General features: G+C 46.7%; 24 protein-coding genes. 12 read left to right on the top strand and 12 right to left on the bottom strand.

The genetic code is table 11. From position 1 onward, the window contains the following. Window positions 1-87: 87 nt before the first annotated feature. On the top strand, window positions 88-963 hold the full coding sequence (locus AC58VC_RS02255) for an SDR family NAD(P)-dependent oxidoreductase (protein WP_497367244.1): 876 nt from the start codon (window positions 88-90) through the stop codon (window positions 961-963). Between the two features lie 8 nt (window positions 964-971). Here AC58VC_RS02255 and AC58VC_RS02260 read toward each other — a convergent pair whose 3' ends face one another. Continuing rightward, window positions 972-1,421: an SgcJ/EcaC family oxidoreductase gene (locus tag AC58VC_RS02260; protein WP_497367245.1), complete on the bottom strand. Its 450-nt coding sequence runs from the start codon at window positions 1,419-1,421 to the stop codon at window positions 972-974. 254 nt (window positions 1,422-1,675) lie between these two features. On the opposite strand from AC58VC_RS02260, the gene AC58VC_RS02265 reads away from it, so the two are divergent. Further along, window positions 1,676-2,167 (top strand): cysteine dioxygenase, encoded by a 492-nt coding sequence (locus tag AC58VC_RS02265; RefSeq protein WP_497367246.1) that lies wholly within the window; start codon window positions 1,676-1,678, stop codon window positions 2,165-2,167. A gap of 173 nt (window positions 2,168-2,340) precedes the next feature. Here AC58VC_RS02265 and AC58VC_RS02270 read toward each other — a convergent pair whose 3' ends face one another. From AC58VC_RS02270 to AC58VC_RS02280, 3 genes are all read right to left on the bottom strand, one after another. Continuing rightward, on the bottom strand, window positions 2,341-3,723 hold the full coding sequence (locus AC58VC_RS02270) for a glycine--tRNA ligase (RefSeq protein ID WP_145655236.1): 1,383 nt from the start codon (window positions 3,721-3,723) through the stop codon (window positions 2,341-2,343). 364 nt (window positions 3,724-4,087) lie between these two features. Further along, window positions 4,088-4,888, bottom strand: a complete 801-nt coding sequence (locus AC58VC_RS02275) for a carbon-nitrogen family hydrolase (protein WP_497367247.1) — start codon at window positions 4,886-4,888, stop codon at window positions 4,088-4,090. 85 nt (window positions 4,889-4,973) lie between these two features. Continuing rightward, complete coding sequence (locus AC58VC_RS02280; protein WP_497367248.1) at window positions 4,974-5,501, bottom strand: DUF1572 family protein; 528 nt, start codon at window positions 5,499-5,501, stop codon at window positions 4,974-4,976. A 154-nt stretch (window positions 5,502-5,655) separates the two neighbouring features. On the opposite strand from AC58VC_RS02280, the gene AC58VC_RS02285 reads away from it, so the two are divergent. From AC58VC_RS02285 to mtnB, 8 genes are all read left to right on the top strand, one after another. Then, entirely contained in the window at window positions 5,656-6,858 is a 1,203-nt protein-coding gene (locus AC58VC_RS02285; protein WP_497367249.1) for a pyridoxal phosphate-dependent aminotransferase, read from the top strand. A gap of 390 nt (window positions 6,859-7,248) precedes the next feature. Continuing rightward, complete coding sequence (proB, locus tag AC58VC_RS02290; protein WP_497367250.1) at window positions 7,249-8,349, top strand: glutamate 5-kinase; 1,101 nt, start codon at window positions 7,249-7,251, stop codon at window positions 8,347-8,349. 31 nt (window positions 8,350-8,380) lie between these two features. Continuing rightward, the gene (locus AC58VC_RS02295) at window positions 8,381-10,117 is read left to right on the top strand and encodes a proline--tRNA ligase (RefSeq protein WP_497367251.1); all 1,737 of its coding nucleotides are present in this window, start codon (window positions 8,381-8,383) and stop codon (window positions 10,115-10,117) included. Further along, the gene (locus tag AC58VC_RS02300) at window positions 10,110-11,357 is read left to right on the top strand and encodes a glutamate-5-semialdehyde dehydrogenase (protein WP_497367252.1); all 1,248 of its coding nucleotides are present in this window, start codon (window positions 10,110-10,112) and stop codon (window positions 11,355-11,357) included. Before AC58VC_RS02295 ends, AC58VC_RS02300 begins: the two co-directional genes overlap by 8 nt. Before the next feature lie 28 nt (window positions 11,358-11,385). After that, entirely contained in the window at window positions 11,386-12,255 is an 870-nt protein-coding gene (gene proC, locus AC58VC_RS02305) for a pyrroline-5-carboxylate reductase (RefSeq protein ID WP_497367253.1), read from the top strand. A gap of 42 nt (window positions 12,256-12,297) precedes the next feature. Next, a complete protein-coding gene (locus tag AC58VC_RS02310; protein ID WP_497367254.1) occupies window positions 12,298-13,566 on the top strand; it encodes a 2,3-diketo-5-methylthiopentyl-1-phosphate enolase in 1,269 nt (422 codons plus the stop codon). Beyond that, a complete protein-coding gene (locus tag AC58VC_RS02315) occupies window positions 13,563-14,225 on the top strand; it encodes a 2-hydroxy-3-keto-5-methylthiopentenyl-1-phosphate phosphatase (protein WP_497367255.1) in 663 nt (220 codons plus the stop codon). The genes AC58VC_RS02310 and AC58VC_RS02315 overlap by 4 nt, the downstream gene beginning before the upstream one ends. After that, on the top strand, window positions 14,222-14,857 hold the full coding sequence (mtnB, locus tag AC58VC_RS02320; protein ID WP_497367256.1) for a methylthioribulose 1-phosphate dehydratase: 636 nt from the start codon (window positions 14,222-14,224) through the stop codon (window positions 14,855-14,857). The genes AC58VC_RS02315 and mtnB overlap by 4 nt, the downstream gene beginning before the upstream one ends. A gap of 341 nt (window positions 14,858-15,198) precedes the next feature. Here the strand turns inward: mtnB and AC58VC_RS02325 are convergent, their stop codons facing one another. The 8 genes from AC58VC_RS02325 to AC58VC_RS02360 all read right to left on the bottom strand — a co-directional run bounded on the left by AC58VC_RS02325 (window position 15,199) and on the right by AC58VC_RS02360 (window position 23,586). After that, window positions 15,199-15,879, bottom strand: a complete 681-nt coding sequence (locus AC58VC_RS02325; RefSeq protein ID WP_497367257.1) for a DnaD domain-containing protein — start codon at window positions 15,877-15,879, stop codon at window positions 15,199-15,201. Between the two features lie 34 nt (window positions 15,880-15,913). Continuing rightward, window positions 15,914-17,209, bottom strand: coding sequence for an asparagine--tRNA ligase (asnS, locus tag AC58VC_RS02330; RefSeq protein WP_497367886.1), 1,296 nt, complete (start codon window positions 17,207-17,209; stop codon window positions 15,914-15,916). 98 nt (window positions 17,210-17,307) lie between these two features. Then, window positions 17,308-18,516 (bottom strand): acetate kinase, encoded by a 1,209-nt coding sequence (locus tag AC58VC_RS02335; RefSeq protein ID WP_497367258.1) that lies wholly within the window; start codon window positions 18,514-18,516, stop codon window positions 17,308-17,310. Further along, the gene (locus AC58VC_RS02340; protein WP_497367259.1) at window positions 18,513-19,385 is read right to left on the bottom strand and encodes a 3-hydroxyacyl-CoA dehydrogenase family protein; all 873 of its coding nucleotides are present in this window, start codon (window positions 19,383-19,385) and stop codon (window positions 18,513-18,515) included. Before AC58VC_RS02340 ends, AC58VC_RS02335 begins: the two co-directional genes overlap by 4 nt. A 224-nt stretch (window positions 19,386-19,609) precedes the next feature. After that, window positions 19,610-21,118: an AAA family ATPase gene (locus tag AC58VC_RS02345; RefSeq protein ID WP_497367260.1), complete on the bottom strand. Its 1,509-nt coding sequence runs from the start codon at window positions 21,116-21,118 to the stop codon at window positions 19,610-19,612. Continuing rightward, window positions 21,111-21,641: a hypothetical protein gene (locus tag AC58VC_RS02350; protein WP_497367261.1), complete on the bottom strand. Its 531-nt coding sequence runs from the start codon at window positions 21,639-21,641 to the stop codon at window positions 21,111-21,113. The genes AC58VC_RS02345 and AC58VC_RS02350 overlap by 8 nt, the downstream gene beginning before the upstream one ends. 114 nt (window positions 21,642-21,755) lie before the next feature. Next, window positions 21,756-22,250, bottom strand: coding sequence for a cell wall elongation regulator TseB-like domain-containing protein (locus AC58VC_RS02355; protein WP_497367262.1), 495 nt, complete (start codon window positions 22,248-22,250; stop codon window positions 21,756-21,758). Between the two features lie 40 nt (window positions 22,251-22,290). Then, on the bottom strand, window positions 22,291-23,586 hold the full coding sequence (locus tag AC58VC_RS02360) for an amidohydrolase (RefSeq protein WP_497367263.1): 1,296 nt from the start codon (window positions 23,584-23,586) through the stop codon (window positions 22,291-22,293). Between the two features lie 244 nt (window positions 23,587-23,830). Here AC58VC_RS02360 and AC58VC_RS02365 point away from each other — a divergent pair, with 244 nt between their 5' ends. Both AC58VC_RS02365 and AC58VC_RS02370 read left to right on the top strand, forming a co-directional pair. Beyond that, on the top strand, window positions 23,831-24,457 hold the full coding sequence (locus AC58VC_RS02365) for a DUF47 domain-containing protein (protein ID WP_127451452.1): 627 nt from the start codon (window positions 23,831-23,833) through the stop codon (window positions 24,455-24,457). Window positions 24,458-24,520: 63 nt separating this feature from the next. After that, window positions 24,521-25,522, top strand: coding sequence for an inorganic phosphate transporter (locus AC58VC_RS02370; protein ID WP_161408525.1), 1,002 nt, complete (start codon window positions 24,521-24,523; stop codon window positions 25,520-25,522). Window positions 25,523-25,559: the final 37 nt, after the last annotated feature.

Consider the following 25,559-nt stretch of genomic DNA (forward strand, 5'->3'; position numbering starts at 1 on the left):
TATAATCCTTGACATGAATTGTCATAGTAACGAGGTAAGCTATATGTGCAAAGTAACTTGGTGATAGACATGAAGGAGGCATAAAGAATGACAAATAGTAAGCAGCTTCAAGGTCAGGTAGCCCTAGTAACTGGGTCTAGCCGAGGCGCTGGCAGGGGCATTGCCTTAGCACTTGGTGAAGCAGGTGCCACCGTTTATGTCACTGGCCGCAGTACAAGAGAACAGTCGACTCAGACAGATCTAACAGGTACGATTGAAGATACAGCGGATGAATTGACTGCACGCGGCGGCGTTGGCATCGCGGTTCGTTGTGATCATACAATTGAATCGGATGTTAAAAAACTGTACGACCAGATCAAACAGGAGCAAGGCTCTCTTGATCTTGTAGTCAACAACGCTTGGGGCGGATATGAGGACATTGAAAAGGATGATTTTTTAGCGCCTTTCTGGGAGCAGCCATTGAAACGTTGGGACAACATGTTCGACGCCGGCTTACGTGCTCAAATGGTGTCCAGTCGCTATGCCATGTCAACCTTCTTCCTTGAGCAGAAGCGCGGATTAATTATTAACACAGGTGTCTACTCCGATATTGGCGGCGATTACCCTGTGAATGTATTTTATGACACTGTGAAACGTGCAGTTGTGCATATGACCCGTGCTATGTCTCTGAATCTTAAAGCAAATCAACTAGATGTAACAGCACTAGCGTTAGCTCCTGGTTGGATGCGCACTGAAGCCGTGTACAAGCATTACGGTCTCGAACCTGGCGATCCTGACTTCATGAAAATTGAAGATTTACACCCAACGGAATCCGTCGAGTATATTGGGCGCGCCGTTGTTGCACTAGCTTCAGATCCACTAGTACACCTGAAGGCTGGACTACTGCACGAGGTTGGTTCATTAGCTGCCGAATATGGGTTCACGGATATCGATGGCAGGCGAATGCCTCCGTTTCGCGTCTAATTCTCTTGCTATTTCATAAACCATTGTTGAATAAAATTAGGCGGTTGGATGCGGCAGTTGTGGAATGCTGTGATTTTCCAACCGTCTTTTTCTTTTATCAATACATTCGTATTAATGGAATCTCGGTTTTTCGGAGCTTTTCTCTGCCATCTTAGTTTAATCGCACCAACGCAGTGAGCAAGAGCCATGTCCCCCTGCAAAAATCGAATCTGGATCGAACCTCCTTCTGTCATTGAGGAACCTCGCAATACGCCGTCAAATAGTTTCTGATGAACTTCCGCAATCGCTTGACGCCCTTTCAGGTGCTGCCCATTGAACGTGACATAGTCGGCATCCTCCGTAAAGCATTGGCCAAATGCCTGCCCATTATGCTCATTCCATGCGGCTTGCAGGGCGCTGAACACACTGTAAATCTCTAGTTCATTCTGCGTTTTCAAATTCGCATCCATCACTTTCATCAGCTTTCATTCCCTTCGATAAACTTTCGCGTTACTCTTCTACTCCCCATTGTGTCAGACTTCGTGGATCTTGCATATTGCACGAAAGAATGAAAACTTCCCCGTCTGTGGACGGATTGCAAGCCCTTTTCTTTTGGAACTTATGCCAATTCCCCTAACCCTTCCAACACCAAAAGCATACTATATAATAAAAACTTATCGTTTCTCTAATTATTATTGATAAAGAGATACTCAATGCCTAGGAGGCGGAAACCATGATGTTAGTAAAAGCAATTGAGCAGACATTCTGTAAGTTGCAAGAACCCTCATTAGAACAAATAAAATCAGCGCTTCAATCCCTAAACAGTTTACTTCATGAGGTGCAAGATTATAAAACCGAGCCTGTGAAACTCCCTTATGGCCGAAATGTTATTTACAGCACAAAAGAGCTTGAAGTCATTATCATTCATATTCCCGCTTCTGCCGCAACGGCCATTCATAATCACGGAGCGTCCGTAGGCGCTGCTTGCCTCGTTCAAGGCAATATTGTCAACTCTAAATTCCTGCTAGACACGGAAGGTTACCCGGTTGTTCATAGTGATGATTTTATTAAAACAGGTGATTATTTTACAGCTCCGAAGGATCAAATCCATCAGCTTAGCAATCCGTTCCATGAGCCCGCCGTGTCCATTCATGTCTATAGTCCGCCGCTCACTGACGTTAACCGCTATCTGCCTTACAGTGAAGTTCTCGATTACGTTATTTAATCAAAAGAAGGCTGTCCCATAAGTCATGTGAATGACAGAGGGATAGCCTCTTTTTGGCTATTTGAGCAAAATAGCGCCCCGTAGTTCCCCACGGTTCTCACTGAAATGAACTCGCAACAGGAAAAAGAGGCTGACCAGAAGGTTTATTTACCCTAATGGCCAGCCTCTTTGATTTAAAACTGAAGCGAATTCTCGATGAATGCTTTTAATTCAGAAATAGGCATCCGCGTTTGTTCCATTGTGTCACGGTCACGAACCGTTACTTGACCATCTGTCTCGGACTCGAAATCGTACGTGATACAGAATGGCGTACCGATTTCATCGTGACGACGGTATCTTTTACCGATTGAACCTGTATCGTCATAGTCAACCATGAAATGTTTCGCTAGATCAGCAAACACAGCTTGTGCGCCTTCATTCAACTTCTTGGAAAGCGGGAAAATAGCTGCTTTGATAGGAGCAAGGGCAGGATGGAAGTGAAGCACAGTACGGCTGTCGTCACCTTCCAGCTTTTGCTCTTCGAATGCGTCAATCAAAAGCGCCAACGTCACACGGTCTGCGCCAAGGGATGGCTCGATGCAATAAGGAACATAACGCTCATTCGTTTCTTGATCGATATAGTTGAAATCTTCACCGGAATGCTCCATGTGCTGTTTCAAGTCGAAGTCTGTACGATCCGCAATACCCCAAAGCTCGCCCCAACCGAATGGGAATTTGTACTCAATATCCGTCGTAGCATTACTATAGTGAGACAATTCGTCTTCATTGTGGTCACGCAAACGAAGGTTTTCACCTTTAGCGCCTAGAGATAACAGCCAGTTGTGGCAGAAGCTTCTCCAGTACTCAAACCATTTCATATCCTCGCCTGGTTTGCAGAAGAACTCAAGCTCCATTTGTTCAAATTCACGCGTACGGAACGTAAAGTTACCTGGCGTGATTTCGTTCCGGAAGCTTTTACCGACTTGACCGATACCGAATGGCAGCTTCTTACGCATCGTGCGCTGCACATTTTTAAAGTTAACAAAAATACCTTGAGCTGTTTCAGGACGCAGGTAAACGACGTTCGAGCTTGCTTCTGTTACGCCTTGGAATGTTTTGAACATCAGATTGAACTGACGAATATCCGTGAAATCCTTGCTGCCGCAATCCGGGCAAACAATGTTATTCTCGACGATCAGCTTCATCATATCATCGAAAGTCATACCGTCCACGACGATTTCGATGTCTTTTTCAGCTAGTTTATTCTCAATCAGTTTATCCGCACGGTGGCGTGCTTTACAGTTTTTACAATCGATCATTGGATCGTTGAAATTTCCTACATGACCTGAAGCTACCCATGCCTGTGGGTTCATCAGAATGGCTGCGTCAAGACCCACGTTGTACGGGGATTCCTGAACAAATTTTTTCCACCAAGCACGTTTGATGTTATTCTTCAATTCAACACCTAATGGGCCGTAATCCCATGTGTTGGCCAAACCGCCATAAATTTCGGAACCTGGGAATACAAAACCTCTGTGCTTTGCTAATGCGACAACTTGATCCATCGTAACACTCATTGTTCATTCGCTCCTTCAGCTTATCATAATGGGCTAAGCCCTAAGACGTCCGTTTGGATATGAGCACGCAAAAAAAGCTCCACATCCAAAGGCATCAAATCATGCCTAGGGACGAGAGCCTTACGCACCCGCGGTTCCACCCTAGTTGATACACCTGTATAAGCCATGTATCCCCTTTATCGTATCGGCTCCGGATAGCCTTTTCCTTGAGCTCCTGTCTGGGCTTTCACCGTCCCCAGCTCGCTGAACAAGAAGTTGTTCAAGTACTATTCATCCTTCACAGCCGCAATTGATCATTCAATTGGCTTTAGTTTACAGAAAAACCTACAAAAAATCAAATGCTTAACGCCTAATTCAAAAAAAATTAATACAAATGCGGACGGCGGTCCTCAAAGACTGGGATTTTAGCCCTTACACGTACAACTTCCTCTAAATCAATGGTTGCATGCAAAATCGCTTCGCTTTCGTCGCCCTCCACAAGCACTTCGCCCCAAGGGTCAATGACCATGGAATGTCCAAAGAAACTCGTTGTACCACTAGTTCCAACACGGTTGCAAGAAACCACGTACATTTGATTCTCAATCGCTCTAGCCATGAGCAGCGTACGCCAGTGATGCAAACGCGGATGCGGCCACTCTGCAGGCACGAATAAGATTCTAGCTCCATCCAGCGCTAATTTGCGCGCCAGCTCCGGGAAGCGAATATCGTAACAAATCATAGCACCAGCCGGAACGCCTTCGAGCTCAAATCGGCCAAGCTGGTCGCCGCTGTGCAGAAATTTCTCTTCATCCATCAAGCGGAATAAATGAATTTTGGAATACTCCGCAATTTCCATTCCTTCGCGATCGAACGCATATATCGTGTTCAGCACACGATTTTCTTTTTTTTCAGCAATCGAGCCGCCAATAATATTCACATGGTTCGCTTTGGCAAAGCTACTTAATAGTGCTTTCGTCCTTTTCCCATTCACATCTGCAAGCTCCTGAATCTCCGTCAAGGCATAGCCGGTATTCCACATTTCAGGAAAAACAATGACATCCGGTTTGGGGTTGTTTTGTACGGCATCTTGGAGAAGTTTCTCCAATCGTGTAAAGTTCGTATCTGGCTCACCGATCGTGATATCCATTTGAATGAGTGCCACATGAAGCTGTTTGGATTCTGACATGCTGTAAATACTCCTTCCAGAGGGCAAAAATAGCCATTTATGTTATCCATCATAATCGAAAATCGTTTTGAACCCAAGTACTGACTTAAGATGGCCTGAAAGCTTTCGATTGTCCTCTTGCAATACTGAGCGTTTTCCAGCTTTGGCTGGCCAAGTGTTTGCTTAGGAATACAATTTGTCCCACATGATAGCCGTAATGAGAAACCTGGCGCTGGATGCCTTGAATCACTGTAAGCTCTTGTCCGCGAATGCGAACGATACGAAGAACATCCTCTGGTGTTAGCGCATGCAGGGCATCAAACAGCACCTTCCACCCTTCCTCCCACAAAGAAATAAGCTCCTCCCGCGAGTAACGGCTGCTTTCAAATTCCCTGTCGCGCTCCCGCGTCTCCTTTTCCCCATCCGATGTTAGAAAATCGACCCAACGGGATAACATATTCCCATGCATGTGTTTAATCAACATTTCCAAAGAGTTCGATTCTTCATCTAAGATTTGATAAAAATGCTCGTCCGCTGCTTGCGCAAATGCTTGATCCGCCAGCTTTTTCATACTCTCAAAAGCTCGAATCGACTCCTGTATAAAAACTTGAGCAACTTGTGATTGGTCAGACATAGCTCACATCACCTTTCTACAGCTTATGAACTAACTGTATGACAAGGCCAGATCATTGTAAAATCGTTTTTTTCATCACTATGAAAAAAAGACTAATCATGTTACATTTAGGTTATTAATTAAAATCCCGACCTCCGGAGTGTGAATTAAAGACGTGACTACGCTATCTACCAAAACAAGTGCTTTTTCCATACAGCCTGCTGAACGTATGAAAGGCTTGCCTACCCAATTTTTTGCTACCCTCGTAGGTAAAGCGAATGAACAAATTGCCTTAGGACATGATGTAATCAATCTCGGACAAGGCAACCCGGATCGCCCGACGCCTCCTCATATCGTAGCTTCGATGCAGGAAGCTGCCGCGAATCCTTTGTACCACAAATACCCGCCTTTCAGTGGTTTTCCGTTTCTAAAACAAGCTATTGCACAGCGTTACAAGGAAGATCACCAGGTTGATCTTGATCCGGATACGGAAGTCGCCATTCTTTTTGGAGGCAAAACAGGACTCATCGAGATCGCACAGTGCTTGCTGAACCCTGGCGATGTTTGCCTTGTGCCTGACCCAGGGTATCCCGATTATTGGTCAGGTGTCGCTTTAGCCGGCGCGGAGATGGCTTTCATGCCTCTGCGAGAAGAAAATAATTTTCTTCCGGATTACTCGGCTTTGAAACAATCCGACCTGGATCGTGCGAAGCTTATGTTCATCAACTATCCGAACAATCCAACTGGTGCCACAGCTCCCGCTTCCTTCTATGAAGAAACGGTTCAATTCGCGCAGCGCAATGGTGTGGTCGTAGCGAGTGATTTCGCTTACGGCGCTATAGGATTCGACGGCGAGAAGCCGATAAGTTTCTTACAAACGCCTGGCGCCAAAGAGGTTGGCATCGAGTTTTATACACTCTCCAAAACATATAACATGGCTGGCTGGCGCGTTGGTTTTGCGCTTGGCAACCGAGAGGTTATCCGCCTCATCAACTTAATGCAGGATCACTACTACTGCTCCTTATTCGGTGGTATTCAAGCGGCTGCAGCAACGGCGCTTACCGCTTCACAAGATTGCGTTAGCGAGCTTAGGGATGTGTATGAGAGCCGTCGTAATGCCTTGTACTCTGCTCTCGCGGACATTGGATGGAATGCTCGTCCTTCCCAAGGGTCCTTCTTCTCCTGGCTGCCTGTTCCGAAGGGACACACGTCGCAAAGTCTTGCTGATTTGCTTCTTCAGGAAGCAAAAGTTGTTGTCGCGCCAGGCATTGGGTTTGGTACACATGGCGAAGGTTACGTGCGTCTAGGTCTCTTATCTTCAGAAGAAAGATTAGCAGAAGCCGTACAACGAATCGGGAAGCTGAATCTATTCGGTTAATCAGAAAAAATAGTGGCTTATGCTTCTTTACAAACGCTCGTACCCCGTGCTATTCTATATAGAATCAAAAAGGAAGTCTTTCAAAACTTCTATATCGCAATGTTATGATGGGAATAGTAGGAACGTGCAGCACGTAACCAGAGAGTGAGCTCCAGCGACTGAGAGAGCTTGCCGTGAACCGATTCCGAACCCGCCCCTGAACCGTCAACGATGAGTTGAACAGTCCCCTGCTGTTATCCAGGGAATCTAGAGTTGGGTGCAGCCTTTTGGCGTGCGCCAATCTAAGGTGGTACCGCGGAAGCCAACAGACTTTCGTCCTTATGTTATAAGGACGGGAGTCTTTTTTGTATCTACATGTACATATTTGCTCAAACAAAGGATGGGATCGTAATGATACAGCGCATCGTCGTGAAAATCGGCAGTTCTTCTTTAACTTCAGATACGGGTGGCTTAAATCCCGATAAAATCCGCTTTTTCGCATCGGAACTAGCGCAATTGCAGAAGGATGGCAACCAAGTTCTGCTCGTGACATCCGGCGCCGTTGCCGCAGGCTTCACCTCCCTTGGGTACCGCACGCGGCCCAAGGTGCTGCACGAGAAACAAGCCGCTGCCGCCGTCGGGCAAGCGCTGCTCATGCAGGCGTACCATGAAGCATTTGCGTCCCACGGCGTTAGCGTGGCACAAATTCTGCTGACCCGGTACGACTTCTCCAACCGCAAGCGCGTCCAGAACGCGATTATGACGATCGACGAGCTGCTGCAGCGCGGCGTCATCCCGATTATCAACGAGAACGACACCGTCGCGGTGGATGAACTGAAGTTCGGCGATAACGATACATTGTCAGCCTTGGTGGGCAATTTGGCGAAGGCCAGCAAATTGATCATCATTACAGATATGGACGGCCTGTACACGGACGATCCCCGCAAGAACGCGAACGCGCAGCGAATCGATCGCGTAGCCGCCATCAGCGATGAGCTGTTCAGCTTCGCTGGAGGTTCTGGGAGCGCGGTCGGCACCGGCGGCATGCGCTCGAAGGTTGAAGCCGCCCGCATCGCGATGCGCGGGGGCGTGCCGGTCTTTATCGGGCGCGTGCTGGAGCCCGGTGATCTGTCTAATGCCGTTGGCGGCAGCGGCAAGGGCACGTACTTTGACACCGTGCTGAATAATCTGCCGGTGAAGAAACAGTGGGTAGGCTTCCACTCGCTGCCCCAAGGACAAATCCTTGTCGATCCAGGCGCAAGATCAGCCCTGATGAGCGGCGGCAAGAGCCTGCTCCCCGCCGGTATCATTGGAGCTACCGGAGACTTCCACCCCGGCGACGTGGTCGAAGTGCTCAGCAACGAAGGCACGCTGCTCGGACGCGGTGTAGTTAATTACGCAGCATGGCAAATACAAGCGGCTGCAGGCTTATCAACCGAGGAAGTTCAGAAGCGCGTAGAAGTGGCAAGAATTGAAGTCATTCACCGTGATGAATGGGTTCCACTTGCTTAATAATGATAGATGAAAGTGAGGCACATGGGCGATGAGACAACAACGTATGCTAATCCCAACTTTACGAGACGTCCCAGGTGATGCTGAGGTCGCAAGCCACAAGCTGATGCTGCGTGCAGGATTAATCCGCCAGCTATCCAGCGGTATTTATTCTTACTTACCTTTGGGACTTAAAGCCCTTCAACATATCCAAACCATCGTTCGGGAAGAGATGGACGCCGCAGGTGCTCAAGAAATGCTTATGCCAGCGCTCCATCCCTCCGAATTATGGAAAGCATCTGGCCGTTGGGATGTATATGGACCCGAATTAATGCGTCTGGAAGACAGGCATGGTCGTGAATTTGCTCTAGGAGCGACGCATGAGGAAGTTATTACAACGATTGTGAAAGACGAAATTCAATCCTACAAAAAACTGCCTGTAACACTTTATCAAATACAAACGAAGTATCGGGATGAACGTAGACCAAGATTCGGTCTGCTGCGCGGGCGTGAGTTCCTGATGAAGGATGCGTATTCCTTCGATCGTTCACAGAGCGGACTCGATGAAAGCTACGAGAGCATGTACAACGCTTATGATCGCATTTTCACACGTTGCGGGTTAAATTTCAGGGCGGTTGAAGCTGATTCCGGGGCCATCGGCGGTACGGATACGCATGAGTTCATGGCGCTCGCAGACATTGGAGAAGATACCATTGTTCATTGCCCTTCCTGTCATTATGCTGCCAATTTGGAGAAAGCCGTTGGCCAATTGCCAGCAGCATCTCCTCCTGCTGCAAGCAAGCAGCTAGACCTTAATGGCAAGCCCCAGAAAGTGCATACACCACAGGTGACGAGCATTAAACAGCTAAGCGAGTTCCTTCACATCTCACCTCAGCAAATTATTAAATCTATCGCGATTAAAGTGAATGAAGAACCAGTTATCGTCCTTCTTCGCGGTGACTGTGAAGTCAATGAAATTAAATTGAAAAATGTCTTTGGCGGTTCAGAGTTCACTATGCTTTCCGAAGCCGACATCCAAAAATTAGGCTCCATCGCTGGGTTCATCGGACCCCTTGGACTTCAGAATATCAAGATCATCGCGGACTCATCCATCACAGGCATGCAGGACGCAGTGATCGGCGCGAATGAAGTCGATTATCACCTCATGAATGTTCAAGTAGAGCGCGATCTCGCTGATTTGACTTGCTATGATCTGCGTAATGTTACCGAGGGCGAACAATGCCTAACCTGCGGACATGAACTCTCTTTTGCCAAAGGGATCGAGGTCGGTCATGTTTTCAAGCTAGGAACCAAATACAGCCGATCATTAGGCGCGTCGTTCAGCGACGAGAATGGCGCTGCAGAGCCAATCATTATGGGCTGCTATGGGATTGGCGTTTCCCGTGTGCTAGCCGCCATTATTGAACAAAACAATGATGAGCGAGGAATCATCTGGCCGGTATCTGTCACCCCATTCGCCGTTCACCTGCTAACGGTTCATGTACAGGATGAGATTCAGATGAAGTTATCCACAGAGATTTACAAAACATTGACTGCTGCCGGATATTCCGTCCTCTGGGATGATCGTGAAGAACGTCCTGGCGTTAAATTCAACGATGCTGATCTACTTGGTTTCCCACTTCGAATTACCGTAGGGAAGAAAGCTGCAGAGCATATCGTTGAATGTAAGGAACGCCGCAGCGGAGATCAATATGAGCTTTCAACGGAGCAATTAGCTGAGCACTGCCAAACTTTTTTCCAAACAGGAGGTCGATCTTCCCATGAGTGAAGTCGTTCAAAAGTCCAAATTAGCGAAACAAGCTGCCCAAACAATGGGTAATCTTACAACGGAACAAAAAAATACAGCACTGCTGCTTATGGCTGATGCCCTTGTTACTGAACAACAAGCCATTATTGAAGCTAATGCCAAAGATTTGGAGCGTGGCAAACAACAAGGTACTAGCGCTTCCCTGCTTGACCGTCTTGCCCTTAACGAAACCCGGATTGCAGCCATCGCCGAGGGTTTGCGTCAAATCGCTGAATTGCCCGATCCAATCGGGGATACGCTTGAAGATTTCGATCGTCCGAATGGACTTCGCATTCGCAAAATTCGTGTTCCTCTTGGCGTGATCGGCATCATCTATGAAGCTAGACCCAATGTTACCGTTGATGCCGCAGGATTGTGCCTCAAAACAGGCAACGCCGTCGTGCTGCGTGGCGGTTCTTCCGCTCTATTTTCCAATGAGAAAATCGTTGAGGTTTTGCATGGCGCACTAAATCGTTCTGCCATCCCAGCTGACGCTCTCCAATTGATTCTAAGTGCAGATCGCAGTTCTGTAGACGAAATGCTGAAACTGAACGGCCTCATCGACGTTCTCATCCCAAGAGGCGGGCATTCACTTATTCAAAATGTTGTCAATAACGCCTCCGTCCCTGTCATTGAAACAGGAGCGGGTGTATGTCATACTTTTATAGACGAAAGCGCACAACTTGAAATGGCCATCTCTATTGGGCTTAACGCCAAGGCTCAACGTCCTTCCGTTTGCAATTCGATGGAAACTTTGCTCGTTCATGACGCTGTGGCATCCAAGCATTTGAACGCGATTGCGGAAGCCTTCACTGGCGCAAATGTCGAGCTAAGGGGAGATCAGCATGCCAGAGCATTAGTCCCTAGCATACAGAATGCTGCTGAACCGGAATGGGCGACAGAATACGGAGATTACATTCTTAATATCAAAGTGGTCAAAGATTTGGATGAAGCGCTTGACCACATTCGCAAATTCGGGACGATGCATTCCGAATGTATTGTGACGGAAAATGCCTCAAATGCGGAGAGATTCCTGCAAGAAGTCGATGCGGCAGCGGTTTACCACAATGCGTCGACGCGTTTCACAGATGGTTTTGAATTCGGATTCGGTGCGGAGATCGGCATTTCTACTCAAAAACTGCACGCTCGCGGACCGATGGGTCTGCCAGCCTTAACTTCAACCAAATACCGCATCTATGGAAGCGGTCAAATACGTCAATAGTTTTTTACAATTTGAGGAGGAATGTACGATGTCCACAACTTTATCCCAAGCCAAAATTGCTTTTGTCGGTGCAGGCTCCATGTCGGAAGCTATCATCCGAGGTCTGATCCAGACCCAAGTAGCCGATCCGCAGCATATTTTTGTTATGAATCGTTCCGATCAAGACCGTTTAGCCTTTCTGCGTTCTGAGTATGGCCTGCAGGCTACTTCCGATCCCATCACCAAAGAAGCTTACCTGCGCCAAGCGAATGTCGTTGTTCTTTGCATGAAACCCAAAGATGTTGTGACGGCTTTTGAAGATTTGAAACCATTTCTGAATGAAGATCAACTGCTCGTTTCCGTCATCGCCGGCTTATCCATCGCCAAAATAGAAGTCTTGCTGGATTCAAATATGGGTATCGTTCGGACAATGCCGAACACGTCCTCAACGATTGGATTAGGAGCAACAGGAATGAGCTTCTCTGCAAACGTTAATGATACATTCAAGCAGCTCGCAACCCAAATGTTCGAAGCAGTCGGCATCGTATCCATTGTTGAGGAAGAGAAGCTTGAAATTCTTACTGGCGTATCCGGCAGCGGTCCTGCGTATGTCTACTATTTCATGGAAGCTATGATCAAAGCTGGCATCGAAGGCGGTCTGACCGAGGAAGATTCCCGTCAATTAACACTGCAAACCGTGCTTGGCGCCGCACATATGGTCCAGCATACACAAGAAGATCCAGCTGAGCTTCGTCGTAAGGTAACGTCACCAAATGGTGCTACACAGGCTTCTATTGAAGCGTTGGATCATTACCAGTTTACGGAAGCTATTACGAAGGCCGTATTCCGCTCAGCTGAACGGGCCAAAGAAATGGGCGAGCAGATTGCGGCCCCAAGTCCAGTGAGCAAATTGTCCTAAGTGAACGAGGTTTTATTCTAGCAAAGCAGGTGAACATTTACGATGAGTGCATATTGTTTAGCCACATATCGGAGTTTCGATGAGAAAGCCGATTTTCATAAAAAAGCAACTGGCATTGCTGTCGGCCTGACAGTTGGCTCTTGGACAGAGCTGCCTGAGGCTCAGAAGGCACAAATGGAAAAGCATTTGGGCAAAGTGATTGCCGTGGAGGTTCACGAGCCTGCGCCTGGAGAGCCGATCGCTACGCGCTATGCGGATATTACGATCGCTTATCCTGACGTCAATTTCAGCAGGGATATCCCTGCGCTGTTAGTCACCGTTTTCGGTAAACTGTCCATGGACGGCAAAATTAAGCTCATTGATTTGAAATTCTCCACCGATTTCCTTGCTGGCTTCTCCGGACCGAAGTTCGGCATGCAAGGCGTGCGCGACCTTCTTGGCGTGCATGACCGTCCGCTGCTGATGAGCATCTTCAAATCCGTTGTCGGCTATGAGCTACCAGCGCTGCGCGAACAATTTTATTTGCAAGCGGCAGGTGGCGTAGATTTAATCAAAGACGATGAAATCTTGTTTGAAAATCCGTTAACTCCGCTTGAGAAGCGGATTGAGATTTGTATGGAAGCAGCTGAACAAGCCTCCAAAGAAACAGGCCAGAAGCTGCTATATGCCGTTAATTTAACCGGCCCTACATCGAAGCTGGCTGCCCAAGCTAGAAAAGCGATTCGGGCAGGAGCTAACGCTCTGTTATTCAATGTACTAGCCTATGGCTTCGATGTCCTGCATGAGCTGAGCGCTGACCCTGAGATTACGATTCCGATTATGGCCCATCCTGCAATGGCAGGCGCAACGTATCCTTCACCACACTACGGGATCTCCCCTTCCGTGCTGCTAGGTAAATTGATGCGTCTCGCAGGAGCTGATCTGGTTCTTTTCCCTTCTCCTTACGGTTCTGTCGTCATGCCGAGAGAAGAGAACCTAGCGATCAAACATGTGCTTCTAACAAATGATCTACATACCGATTACAGCTACAAGGCTCCGGCAGATGCTCATTTGAAACTGGCTGCTTCCTTCCCAGTGCCGTCTGCGGGTATACACCCTGGTTTGGTCCCTCTCATTCTGAGAGACTTCGGTCAAGACGTCATTGTGAATGCAGGTGGAGGCATTCATGGTCATCCGCTTGGTACAATCGCCGGAGGACGAGCATTCCGACAAGCGATAGATGCCACACTGCAAGGCATACAGCTTCGCGACTACGCCCAAACACATCCAGAATTACTATCAGCTATTGACACTTGGGGGATTAGAGAATGAGTAAGGAACGCATAATTTTTTGCGATTTTGACGGTACCATCACCGTGAATGATAACATTGTAGCTATCATGAAACATTTTAACCCAGCAGGTTGGGAAGCGATCGTGGAACGCATTTTGGATAAAAGCATTTCCATTCGTCAAGGCGTCGGCGAAATGTTCGCCCTGCTGCCCACCTCACGCAAGGATGAAATTGTTGCGTATGCCATTGGGAATGCGGTCATCCGGGACGGCTTCGGGGAGTTCGTGGATTACTGCAAAGAACAGAACATCAAGCTATTAATCACAAGCGGAGGCATCGATTTCTTTATTTACCCGCTGCTGAAGCCTTTTCCCATTCCGCATGAGCACATTTACAGCAATGCCTCTTCATTTGAGGGCAGCGTCATTGAAATTTTGTGGCCTAACAAATGTGATGAGCATTGCCAAACGGACTGTGGCATGTGTAAAACAAGCATTATTCGGTCTTATGATGCCAATCGGTATGAGCGGATCATCATCGGAGATAGCATTACAGATTTCGAAGGAGCTAAGCTGGTTGATACCATTTTTGCACGCTCCCATCTTGTCGACATGTGCGAGCAGCTGGGATACGCGTATTACCCATTCGATAACTTCTTCGATATTATGAAGCAACTGGAGGCTGAACCTGTAGCATGAGTATTTTACTGGAAGAGAAACAACGCGCTTTCGCTGAACTGCGTGAGATTAAAGCCAATTTAGCAGCAAGGGGCTGGTTTCCTGCGACTAGCGGCAATTTATCCATTCGAGTAGGCGGCTTCGAGCCTGAACAATTCACTTTTGCCATCACTTCAAGCGGCAGAGATAAATCCGTGCAAACGCCGGAAGATTTCCTGCTTGTAAACGAGAAAGGCGTTGCTACCGAAGCTACAAGCCTGAAGCCTTCAGCCGAAACGCTAATCCATAGCGAAATCTATCGCTTAACAGGCGCTGGCGCTATTTTTCATGTGCATACCATTTTTAATAATTTGATTTCAGAACTTTATTGGGAGCGTAAAAGCATTCCCGTCGATGGCGTTGAGCTGATCAAAGCTTTCAACATCTGGGACGAAGAAGCGCAAATTGAGATTCCCATTTTACCAAATTATGCAGAAATCCCGCGTATTGCCGCGCTCGTCGAAGATGCCATTATCCCGCGGATTCCGGGAATCGTCCTGCGCAAACATGGTATTTATGCATGGGGTGCGAATGCGTTCGAAGCTAAACGTCATTTGGAAGCTTTCGAATTCCTGTTTGAATACGTTTATCGCTCTCATTTGCTGAATAAATAAGATGATAGGCTGTAGAAACCAAAGAGGCTGTCTCAAAGGTCTGAAATGACCTAGGAGATAGCCTTTTATTTATAAAAAGTCGATACAGTCAAATATATGTCAACCATAATGGGAACTATGATCCGCTATTTCGCCTGCTTTGACTTCCATGTAAGGTTATTAGGACAAATAAAGTCCTGTAGTTCCGCATAGCCCCTCCTAACACCAATATCCCGCAAATAGCGCCCTCTAGTTCCTCTATGACTTGCATGCTGCCTATACATTTATAGTGCCAACCTTTGCAGACAAAAAATAGACTGTCCCAATGGTAGATTACTCTGCTTTTGAGACAGCCTCTTATCTTATCTAGATTGTCTGAAACGTTGTGAATATTCCTTCGCTTGATCCACTGTCCCGACTCGGTTGCGGCTCCATTCCAGGAGAATCCGGTCAATATAACGGAAGTGTACCTTGCCGGCAAAAACAGCTTCCTTCAATGCCGTCATAATGAGGTCTTCCTTGTATTGATCCTTGTCTAACCAACCGCTGATTGTTTCCAGCTCCATCGGTGTTAATGGACGCGCAAATTCTTTTTCAAACGTGGAGAAAATATTTTTGGCACCCTCATCGATCAGCACTGTCGTGCGCACAGCCGATAATTTGGCCAGTTCTTGCTCTGCTACCTGTTTGGCTAACTTCCGATAAAGCGGTGTAAGATTATATCTCTCACTGCGGATCCCAGTCGATTCTTCCGTGTCTTCATCAATTGTGATGAATTGCTCATGAATCAATTTCTGTAAGCTGGAAATGACCAGATCTGGGGGAGCTGACATCCGAGATTGAATCTCGTCCGTAGTTGGAAAATCGTACTTTTCCTTATCCAAAAAGGTAATGAGATGGATTAGCGTCATGACCTCGATTTCGCTTAACTGAAGGGCACGATAGTTCTTCAGCAGAAGAAGCGGTACCGCGACGCTGCCTTCCTGGAAACTGGCCAATAGGACGGCCTCGATCTGCTGCTGTGTAGTGAACGATTTACTCATCCGGTCCCCTTTCTACCTTTGGTCGATAAACGGATTACGGATATAGACGGTATAACAAACGTGGGAATGGAATGGTTTCGCGAACGTGATCTAGACCACAAATCCAAGCAACTGTACGCTCAAGACCAAGACCGAAACCAGAATGCGGCACAGTACCGTATTTCCGCAGGTCCAGATACCATTGGTAGGCTTCTTTGGATAAATCGTGCTCTTTGAAGCGTTGTTCCATTAATTCCGGATCATCAATTCGCTGACTCCCTCCGATAATTTCGCCATAACCCTCAGGCGCAATCATATCCGCGCATAACACGACTTCCGGGCGGCTAGGATCTGGTTTCATATAAAAAGCTTTAATTTCTGTTGGCCAGTGTGTAATGAACACAGGTGTTTCATACTCTGCAGCAATAGCAGTCTCATGCGGCGCACCGAAATCTTCGCCCCATTCGAATTCATGTCCGTTCTTTTGCAGGAACTCAACGGCTTGATCGTACGTGATACGAGGGAATGAGCCTTTGATTTTCTCCAATTTGGACGTGTCACGCTCTAAGGTTTCCAGCTCTTGTGTACAATTTTTGAGTACGGTTTGTACGATGTGGGATACGAATTGCTCCTGAACTTCGAGGTTTTCGGCATGGTCCACGAACGCCATTTCTGGCTCGATCATCCAGAACTCAATCAGATGTCTTCGAGTCTTCGATTTCTCTGCACGGAACGTAGGCCCGAAAGAATACACGCGACCCAGCGCCATCGCAGCTGCTTCCATATACAGCTGTCCGCTTTGTGTTAGGAAGGCATCTTCATCAAAGTACTTGGTGTGGAACAAATTCGTTGTACCTTCGCAAGAGGAAGGAGTCAGAATCGGCGGATCTACCAGATGGAAGCCGCGGTCATTGAAGAATTGCTGAACAGCTTGAATAATCTGAGCACGAATAACCAGAACCGCACGTTGACGCGGACTGCGAATCCACAGATGGCGGTTGTCCATCAGGAAATCAACGCCATGCTCCTTCGGTGTAATCGGATATTCTTCGGTTACTTGAATGATCTGAACGCCAGTAACATCAAGCTCAAAGCCGCCTTTGCTTCGCGTATCCTCTTTCACTTTGCCTGTTATGTACAGCGAGCTTTCTTGAGTCAGCTTGGACGCCGCTTCCCATACGTCTTCGCCTACTTCACTTTTTACCACGATACCTTGTATATATCCTGAACCGTCTCTAAGTTGTAAAAATTGAATTTTACCGCTAGACCGTTTCTTGTTTAGCCAACAGCCAATTGTTACTGACTCGCCGACATGATGTTTTACTTCACCAATCGTACATTTCATACTGATTTAGTACCTCCTTGAGTTTTCATGCGAACCTTTTTCTGCCGGGTTGCCCCAGTGCTAAATTCGGCGCTTTTCTATTGTACACTATTTCGAGCAAAGATTCAGTGTGTGGTTGATTGAACTAAATCATAGGTGTCTTTGGCGATAACCCATTCTTCATTCGTCGGTATGACCAGCACTTGCACGTTGGAATTTACCGTTGAAATACGTCGTTCCAGCCCTCTTCCCGTGCGGTTTGCGGCATCATCGAACTCTACACCGAGGTAAGTCAGATGCTCGCAAACTCGCTTGCGCAGCGCTTCTGAATTCTCGCCGACACCCGCTGTAAAGACGATTGCATCCACGCCATTCATGGCCGCGGCGTAAGCTCCGATGTATTTCCGCAAGCGATACTCATACATCTCAAAAGCCAGCTTGGCGTTTTTATCTCCCGCTTCCATCGCTTCTGTAATCTCTCGCATATCGCTGGATAGCCCTGAGATCGCCTGCAGTCCGCTGTGCTTATTCAGCATGGAAGAGATCTCACCAATCGTCAGATCCTCCTTGCCCATCGCATAAGGCACGATAGCAGGATCCAGATCGCCGCTGCGCGTGCCCATCATCAGACCTTCGAGCGGGGTCATCCCCATGCTCGTATCCACGGACTTGCCGCCCTCTATGGCGGCGCAGGAAGCCCCGTTACCGATGTGACAGGTAATGAGCTTCAACTGCTCCAGAGGGCGGCCTAGAAAGGCTGCAGCACGTTCGCTGACATAGTTGTGCGAAGTGCCGTGAAAACCATACCGGCGCACCTTGTGCTTCCGGTACAACGCCATCGGTACCGGGTACAGGTAGGCCTGTGCCGGCATGGTCTGATGGAAGGCCGTGTCGAAAACAACGGCCTGAGGAACATCCGGCATGTTCGCCTCCACGGCGGATATGCCGAGCATATGCGCCGGATTGTGCAGCGGCGCCAAATCAAAGAGCCGCTTAATCTCCTGCTTCACCTCGTGGTTCACGAGGACGGAGCTTTTGAAGCTTTCACCGCCGTGAACGACGCGGTGCCCGACAGCGTGAATCTCTGCCGTTGACGCGAGCACACCGTGCTCAGGATGAACGAGCAGCGCAAGCACCTTGCGGATCGCCGTGGTGTGCTCCAAAATTTCACTTACTTCGTGAACTTCAGGCTTATCCTTCGGCTCATGCACGAGGATAGCTGTTTCCATCCCAATCCGCTCCACTCGGCCCTTAGCCAGAACCGTATCATTTTCTATATGAAAAAGCTGATACTTGAGCGATGAACTCCCCGCATTAATGACGAGAATATTCATAACCTGTCACCGTCCTTGTCATAAAGGAAAAATCCTTCTCCCGTTTTTACACCTAAATGACCAGCACGTACCATTTTCTTCAGAAGAAATGAAGGCCGATACTTGATGTCCCCATAATCGCGGAACATGCCTTCGAGCGCATCATGCACGGCATCCAAGCCGAAGCGATCGCACATTTCTAAGGGACCGTACTTGAAATCGTAACCGATCCGCATCGCGGTATCGATATCTTCCGCCGTAGCTACGCCTTCGGAGAGCGTGTGCAAGGCTTCATTGATGAGCGTACAGATCAGTCTCGATGTAATAAAACCAGGAGACTCATTCACACTAATCCCTTTTTTATGGATGAATTCATCAACAAATCGTCTGGTTTGTTCGAAGGTTTCATCGGACGTTTTCATCGCTCGGATTATTTCTACGAGATTGACTTTCGCAACCGGATGCAAGAAATGCAGGCCAATGACCCGCTGCGGATGGGTTGTGATAGCAGCAATTTCAGTTACGCTGAGTGTTGATGTATTCGTCGCTAAAATAATGGATGGATTGCAAATTTGATTCAATTGAAAGAAGACATGCTTCTTGGCATTCAAATCCTCCGTAATGGTTTCTATGACCATATCGCACTCAGCCATGTCTTGGAGGGAATCCGCTTTCTTTATTTTAGCTAAAATGAGCTTTTTCTCTGCTTCCGTCAAAGCCCAGCGTTCGATTTGTTTATCTAAACTAACCTGGATTTGCTCAAGGGCACGGTCCAGCTTCTCTACTGTTTTCTCAAGAAGTAATACCTCTAAGCCTCTGGCTGCAAGCATTTCAGAAATGCCTTGCCCCATCGTGCCACCGCCAACTACACCAATTGTTTTAAACACCATGCCATATTTCTCCTTCTTTAGGGCTCATACTTATCATTCACAACTGTAAGGCAATACAACCTAAGGAACCCACTCATATCATACAATTTTTGCTTCCAAATTTCATTATTAGTCACAAAACCTTGCGGAACTTTAAGAGCTTAGACACAAAATACATATAAAAAAAGAGGCCGTCCCGAAAATAGCCGCTTTATCGCTACTTTTGGTGACAACCTCAACAATTTCTATGCAATTTGTGAAACGGAAGCATCGAACAATTTACGGAATGTATCGCCCGAGATCACTTCTTCGCCCATCAAAATCGCGAAGGAATGATCAAATACGCTCCGCTGCTGCTCCAGCAGCGACTTGGTGCGTATCATTAACGCATCAAGAATAGCTGTGTTCTCTTTCATCAGTTGATCCTTAGTGACCATTTCACGGTCTATGATCCCTAGTGATGTTAAGCCGGAGTCCATCATGTTACGTACCATAGACAAAGCTTGCTCAAAGTCATTCCGCGAACCCGTACTGCGTCCGCCATAGAACATTTCCTCCGCCGCAGCGCCGCCTAAAGCGATCATGATTTGTTGTTCGATATAATCCTTCGTGTACAAATAATGGTCCTTCGGAGGATTATGACGTACATAACCAAGCGCTTTCCCACGCGGGCTAACGGTTACTTGCGAAACTGAGCCAGGACGCACGAGCTCTGCAATGATAGCATGGCCTAGTTCATGGTAAGCAACGCGTTCTTTCTCATCCTGCGCGGTTTCCTTATCCGTCCGCTCACCCATCATGATTTTATCAATCGCGGATGCCAAATGATGCTGTTCAATTTCCTTTTTATCCTCACGCATAGCATAAATGGCTGCTTCATTCAGCACACCTTCCAACTGCGCACCAGAGAAACCGAACGTTTGTTCCGCAATAGCATCTAAGGAAGCTCCGATAGCTAACGGCTTATTTTTCACATGAATATTTAGAATGGATAGTCGACCTTTCTTATCCGGTAAATCCACTTCGATATGACGGTCAAAACGCCCTGGACGAAGCAGCGCGCTGTCGAGCATTTCTTTACGGTTCGTTGCTGCCATAATCAAAATACGCGGAGCATCATTCGTATGAATACCGTCCATTTCCGTTAACAATTGGTTCAGTGTTTGGTCGTACTCGCGCTGTTGACCGCCATCACGCTTACCGCCAATAACATCAATCTCATCGATAAAAATAATCGCGTTATCTTTGCCCTCTTTCGCAGCGCGGCTTCTAGCTTCTTTAAAAAGATCACGAACACGGCTTGCACCTACACCGACATACATCTCTACAAACTCACTGCCTGATGCGGCTAAATAAACGGAATTTGTATAATGAGCTGCAGCTTTAGCCATCAATGTTTTACCGGTCCCAGGAGGCCCTGTAAGCAATATCCCTTTGAGAGGACGAATCCCCAACTTCTTAATTTCTTCATGTTTAATTAAAAAATCAAGAGCTTCCGTCAACTCTTTCTTCGCTCTGTCCTGACCGCCAATCTCGTCAAAGGTGAGATAAGCCGGTGTCCGAGTTTTGCTTTTACGATCACCGCCACCACCAGCAGAAATTCCTACACCGCCGCGTCCTCTAATCATATAAAACAAAGAAACGCCTAATATACCGACGAATAAAATCGGGATAATATTAACCCCTAAGAAAATTAAAAAAACAAGCAATACCGGAATAGCGCCTATACCAATTTCTTTATAAATTTTACTCATTCGGCCACACTCCAATCTGCGTGGATCTAGGAAGCATAATGAATTTTGTGGCATCACCATCTGTTAATCGAATATACACGTAAGTTTGGTCCATTTCACTTTCAACCTTCATACTAGGCATGTCAGCCGCATACTTTTGCAAGGTCGTTGGAATGTCCGCGTAATGCTTGGTCTCCATCGCTTGAGCGACCTCGAATAGAGCTTTGGACCACCACTCATTAAGCTTCTCAGACGGATTATCTTTAACTTGAATATTCACAGTACGTTTGCCAATAATCGATGCTCCATCTTTATTAATCCGCTCAACAACTGTTCTTAAATTCGCATCTGCTTGTAAATTTACTTCTATATCAACACGATCTTTTTCCAATTTCATTGTTGAGCTTGTCACTCCGGGAACTTTACTAATGATATCTGATAATGGGTTTTCCATAGCAAAACTTGTATAAGCAAACCAGCCTCCGAATAATACGCCGGCAGAAATAATGACACTCAGTACGACAGGTAAGAGACGTAGCTTCATCAGTCAACGTCCCCCTTTCTCGATATATTATGTTGCGTCCAAATCCATACGAATAGTATATCATGCGATATATACTATGACCTTATGAAATGAGTGGAAACAAGAAAACTCAGCCTATTGCAGGCTGAGTCTGTAGGTATCCAAATATAGTCCATCTTTGAATTTATAATAATCATAAAAATATCTTGTGCCGCTATCATCTTTCTTTTTATAAAAAACTTCCCAAATGTACTCCTGACCCAGCTTCCCCGGCATGACGCGTTCAATCTCCACACCCGAATTTTTCTTCATAACAACATCCCGGATTTGTGCTTCCGTGAAGCCTTCAGAAGCCATCTCCGTGTGAATGTCCTTATCAGAGACCCACACAATGACACCTTGGCCAAGCTTATCTTCCCCATAAACGATCCGAAAAGGCTCATCCCCATAAAAGAAATCCACTTTTGCCGCTTTCGTCATGATGCTTTTCTCAAAAGCTGTTTCTACCGCGATGCGTTTGCCGTCCCAATGATCTTTTTGCACATTTAAGTAGAAGCGGCTGAGCACGACGCCAAGCGTCAATACAATAAAAACACCAAAAGTAATAATTCTCGTTCGCTTTGCACCCATGAGCGCCGCTCACCTCCCCAAACAAACTGCCGGCACCTTCTTAACCAATTAATCTGTCGAAGCACAGTTCAAATTCACGTTTGATTTTTTCTTCGTCCATCGTTAAGCATTCGCCTTTGCGGACAATCCAATTGCCGTCCACACAGACGTCTACGACATCTTTGGCACAAGCGGAATAAACAACGTGAGAAACAAAATCAGTTTTTGGCAGGAAATGAGGCTGATCTATATCCAGCGCGATAAAATCTGCTTTCATGCCTGGCTGCAGTAATCCTACGTTATCCAACCAGATGGACTCCGCCCCCATCTTCGTTCCTAGCAATAACGCTTCAGCAGCAGGTACAGCTAGTGGATCACCAGAAACACCTTTGTGAATCAACGCGGCAAGTCTCATTTCTTCAAACATGTCCAAATTATTATTGGATGCAGCACCGTCCGTACCAAGTGAAACTTTCACCCCAGCGCGAAGCAGCTCAGGCACACGCGCTACACCAGAGGCAAGCTTCAGATTACTTCCTGGGTTGTGCGAGACGCGAACATCATATTGTTTTAGAACGCTTATTTCATCATCCGTTAAATGGACACCATGCGCTACAAGTGTAGGTCTGCTGAAAACACCGATCTTCTCAAGATGTGCAACAGGACGCAATCCGTATTGATCTACATTTCCTTGCACTTCGCGGCTTGTTTCCGACATGTGCGTGTGAATCGGCAAATTCAAATCATGAGCCGCTTGAACGATTCGTTCAATGTAATCAGGTGGACATGTGTATGGTGCATGAGGAGACATCATCGTCGTAATGCGTCCATTCGCTGCACCATGCCAGGTTTTTGCAAATTCAGTTGCATCTTTCAGTTTAGCCGTTTGTACATCAGCAGGGCACAGCCCGATCACACCCCGTGCAAGTACGCCGCGCATCCCTGATTCTTGGGCGGCCTTCGCCACTTCGTTCATATGGTCGTACATATCGACGAAAGTAGTAGTCCCGCCTTTCATCATTTCCAAAATGGACAGACTGGTGCCCCATTTCACATCTTGAGCCGTAAATTTCGCTTCCATCGGCCACATTTTCTCTTCTAGCCAGATCTGAAGCGCTAAATCGTCGCCATATCCTCTAAGCAGCGACATCGCGGCATGACCATGCGTATTGACTAAGCCAGGCATGTACAATTTATTCGCACCATCGATGATTTCATCGTAGTTTTCCTTGGGTTCAGGAATTTCTTCACCGATATATGTAATCAGATCGCCTTCTATGACCATACAGCCTTTGATAGATGATTTTCCTTTAATAGTAGAAATGAAATGACCGTTCATAATTAATGTTTTTTTCATACTAAAAAACCCTCTCTATGCTCATTCTAAGTTAAACACCGCTATATAAACTTTACATCTTCGTGCTTGTAAAATCAAGGAAGTGCCCAATGTTAAGAAATTGTAAAATGTCACGGAATTTTCGTTGCTTTAGGTCCAATTGTTATGATATTTTTAACTTTGTGAGTTTTTTCAACAAGTTGGTCTGTTTATCTTATAAATTCGATCAAAATCTTGTACATATAGTAAATACTAGGAGGCATTTATGACCACGTTATTCACAAAAAAGAACGAAGTCGATTTCTTGCAACTGCTCATCCGCGCTGCAGAAAACGCATTGCAAACTGCACAGCTGTTTCGCACAGCCATGATGGGTGACAAATCCCCAATAGACTACGTTCAGTCCATTCACGATCTCGAACATGCAGGAGACTCCATCACTCACGAAATTTTCAAAGGACTCAATAAAGTGTTCATTACACCGATCGATCGTGAGGACATCATGGTTCTTGCCTCCAAAGTGGATGATGTCACGGACGGTATTGAAGCTACAATCGCTCGTTTTGACTACTTGAACGTCTCCCATACGGATACATATATGAAAGACTTCTCGGCTGTCATCGTGGATTCCTGCCAACATATGCTCGATGCCTTCAAACTGCTTGCGAAGAAGAAATATATGCAAATCCCTGAACATACGGTTGCAATCAATTCCCTTGAGAATGACGGCGATCGCTTGATGCGTGAAGGAATTCGCCAAATTTTCATCACGCGTAAAGACGTGTACGAAGACTTCAAACTAAAAGAAATCTACGAGCGCTTAGAAGAAACAACGGACGCTTGCGAAGACGTAGCCAATATCCTAGACAGCGTGGTACTTCGTTATTCATAAGACTTAATCGGTCGATGTGTACGAAGGATAGTTTTCCGAATGGAAAGCTCTTAGGAGGAAATCATGTTAACTTATTTAATCGTAATTGTTGTACTAGCTTTACTTTTTGATTTCATTAATGGATTTCACGATACAGCCAATGCGATTGCAACATCCATTTCTACGCGCGCACTCAGCCCGCGGGTAGCTATCGCCATGGCAGCGACGCTTAACTTTGTTGGTGCGATGGTATCTTCCAAAGTAGCCAAAACAGTCGGTGGCAGTATCGCGAATCCGGCCAAAATTGAAAATGGCGTTGAAATCGTCATCGCAGCCCTGCTCGCGGCGATTATATGGAACCTGCTGACATGGTATCTTGCTATTCCTTCCTCTTCTTCTCACACCTTGCTCGGGGCCCTTGCCGGTGCGGTTATTGCTGGTGCTGGCGTGAATGCTGTGAATTGGAGCGGTTTTACACAGATCATTATCATCTTGATTCTTTCACCAATCATTGCCTTCGGCCTTGGTTACCTCATCATGCTTTTGATCAAATACATCGTCATCTGGTCCGGAAATACATCTAGATCCAAACTCAATCGTATATTCAGGACTTTACAGATTATTTCTGCGGGTTTACTTTCCTACTCACATGGCGGTAACGATGCACAGAAAGCGATGGGAATTATCGTCTTCGGTTTAGTCGCTGCCGATGTTCAAACAACGCTCGACGTCCCTCTTTGGGTCAAAATTTCAGCAGCTTTGGCCATGGGTCTTGGAACTTCGATCGGTGGATGGAAAATTATTAAAACCGTATCTGGTAAAATTGTAAAGATTGAACCGATTAACGGTTTTGCATCCGACCTCACATCGTCTCTCGTCATTCAGTTCTCAACCCATATCGGAAAACCTTTATCGACAACACATGTAATTTCCTCCGCCATTATTGGGACAGGCAGTGTCATGCGTTTCCATGAAGTTCAGTGGGGCACCGTCAGCCGTATGTTGATTACTTGGGTCATTACCATACCAATCAGCATTGCGCTCGCGTACTCGCTCTACTTCCTTATCTTTAGACTGATTCTCTAATTGAAAAAGAACCTGACCAGGGAACTAATTCCCTAAT

This window comes from Paenibacillus sp. J22R67 (assembly GCF_059692175.1).

Bases quoted from the DNA above. Each gene is read 5' to 3' on its own strand.
- AC58VC_RS02255 (WP_497367244.1), top strand. From the start codon at position 88: ATGACAAATAGTAAGCAGCTTCAAGGTCAGGTAGCCCTAGTAACTGGG.
- AC58VC_RS02260 (WP_497367245.1), bottom strand. From the start codon at position 1,421: ATGAAAGTGATGGATGCGAATTTGAAAACGCAGAATGAACTAGAGATT.
- AC58VC_RS02265 (WP_497367246.1), top strand. From the start codon at position 1,676: ATGATGTTAGTAAAAGCAATTGAGCAGACATTCTGTAAGTTGCAAGAA.
- AC58VC_RS02270 (WP_145655236.1), bottom strand. From the start codon at position 3,723: ATGAGTGTTACGATGGATCAAGTTGTCGCATTAGCAAAGCACAGAGGT.
- AC58VC_RS02275 (WP_497367247.1), bottom strand. From the start codon at position 4,888: ATGTCAGAATCCAAACAGCTTCATGTGGCACTCATTCAAATGGATATC.
- AC58VC_RS02280 (WP_497367248.1), bottom strand. From the start codon at position 5,501: ATGTCTGACCAATCACAAGTTGCTCAAGTTTTTATACAGGAGTCGATT.
- proB (WP_497367250.1), top strand. From the start codon at position 7,249: ATGATACAGCGCATCGTCGTGAAAATCGGCAGTTCTTCTTTAACTTCA.
- AC58VC_RS02295 (WP_497367251.1), top strand. From the start codon at position 8,381: ATGAGACAACAACGTATGCTAATCCCAACTTTACGAGACGTCCCAGGT.
- AC58VC_RS02300 (WP_497367252.1), top strand. From the start codon at position 10,110: ATGAGTGAAGTCGTTCAAAAGTCCAAATTAGCGAAACAAGCTGCCCAA.
- proC (WP_497367253.1), top strand. From the start codon at position 11,386: ATGTCCACAACTTTATCCCAAGCCAAAATTGCTTTTGTCGGTGCAGGC.
- AC58VC_RS02310 (WP_497367254.1), top strand. From the start codon at position 12,298: ATGAGTGCATATTGTTTAGCCACATATCGGAGTTTCGATGAGAAAGCC.
- AC58VC_RS02315 (WP_497367255.1), top strand. From the start codon at position 13,563: ATGAGTAAGGAACGCATAATTTTTTGCGATTTTGACGGTACCATCACC.
- mtnB (WP_497367256.1), top strand. From the start codon at position 14,222: ATGAGTATTTTACTGGAAGAGAAACAACGCGCTTTCGCTGAACTGCGT.
- AC58VC_RS02325 (WP_497367257.1), bottom strand. From the start codon at position 15,879: ATGAGTAAATCGTTCACTACACAGCAGCAGATCGAGGCCGTCCTATTG.
- AC58VC_RS02335 (WP_497367258.1), bottom strand. From the start codon at position 18,516: ATGAATATTCTCGTCATTAATGCGGGGAGTTCATCGCTCAAGTATCAG.
- AC58VC_RS02340 (WP_497367259.1), bottom strand. From the start codon at position 19,385: ATGGTGTTTAAAACAATTGGTGTAGTTGGCGGTGGCACGATGGGGCAA.
- AC58VC_RS02345 (WP_497367260.1), bottom strand. From the start codon at position 21,118: ATGAGTAAAATTTATAAAGAAATTGGTATAGGCGCTATTCCGGTATTG.
- AC58VC_RS02350 (WP_497367261.1), bottom strand. From the start codon at position 21,641: ATGAAGCTACGTCTCTTACCTGTCGTACTGAGTGTCATTATTTCTGCC.
- AC58VC_RS02355 (WP_497367262.1), bottom strand. From the start codon at position 22,250: ATGGGTGCAAAGCGAACGAGAATTATTACTTTTGGTGTTTTTATTGTA.
- AC58VC_RS02360 (WP_497367263.1), bottom strand. From the start codon at position 23,586: ATGAAAAAAACATTAATTATGAACGGTCATTTCATTTCTACTATTAAA.
- AC58VC_RS02365 (WP_127451452.1), top strand. From the start codon at position 23,831: ATGACCACGTTATTCACAAAAAAGAACGAAGTCGATTTCTTGCAACTG.
- AC58VC_RS02370 (WP_161408525.1), top strand. From the start codon at position 24,521: ATGTTAACTTATTTAATCGTAATTGTTGTACTAGCTTTACTTTTTGAT.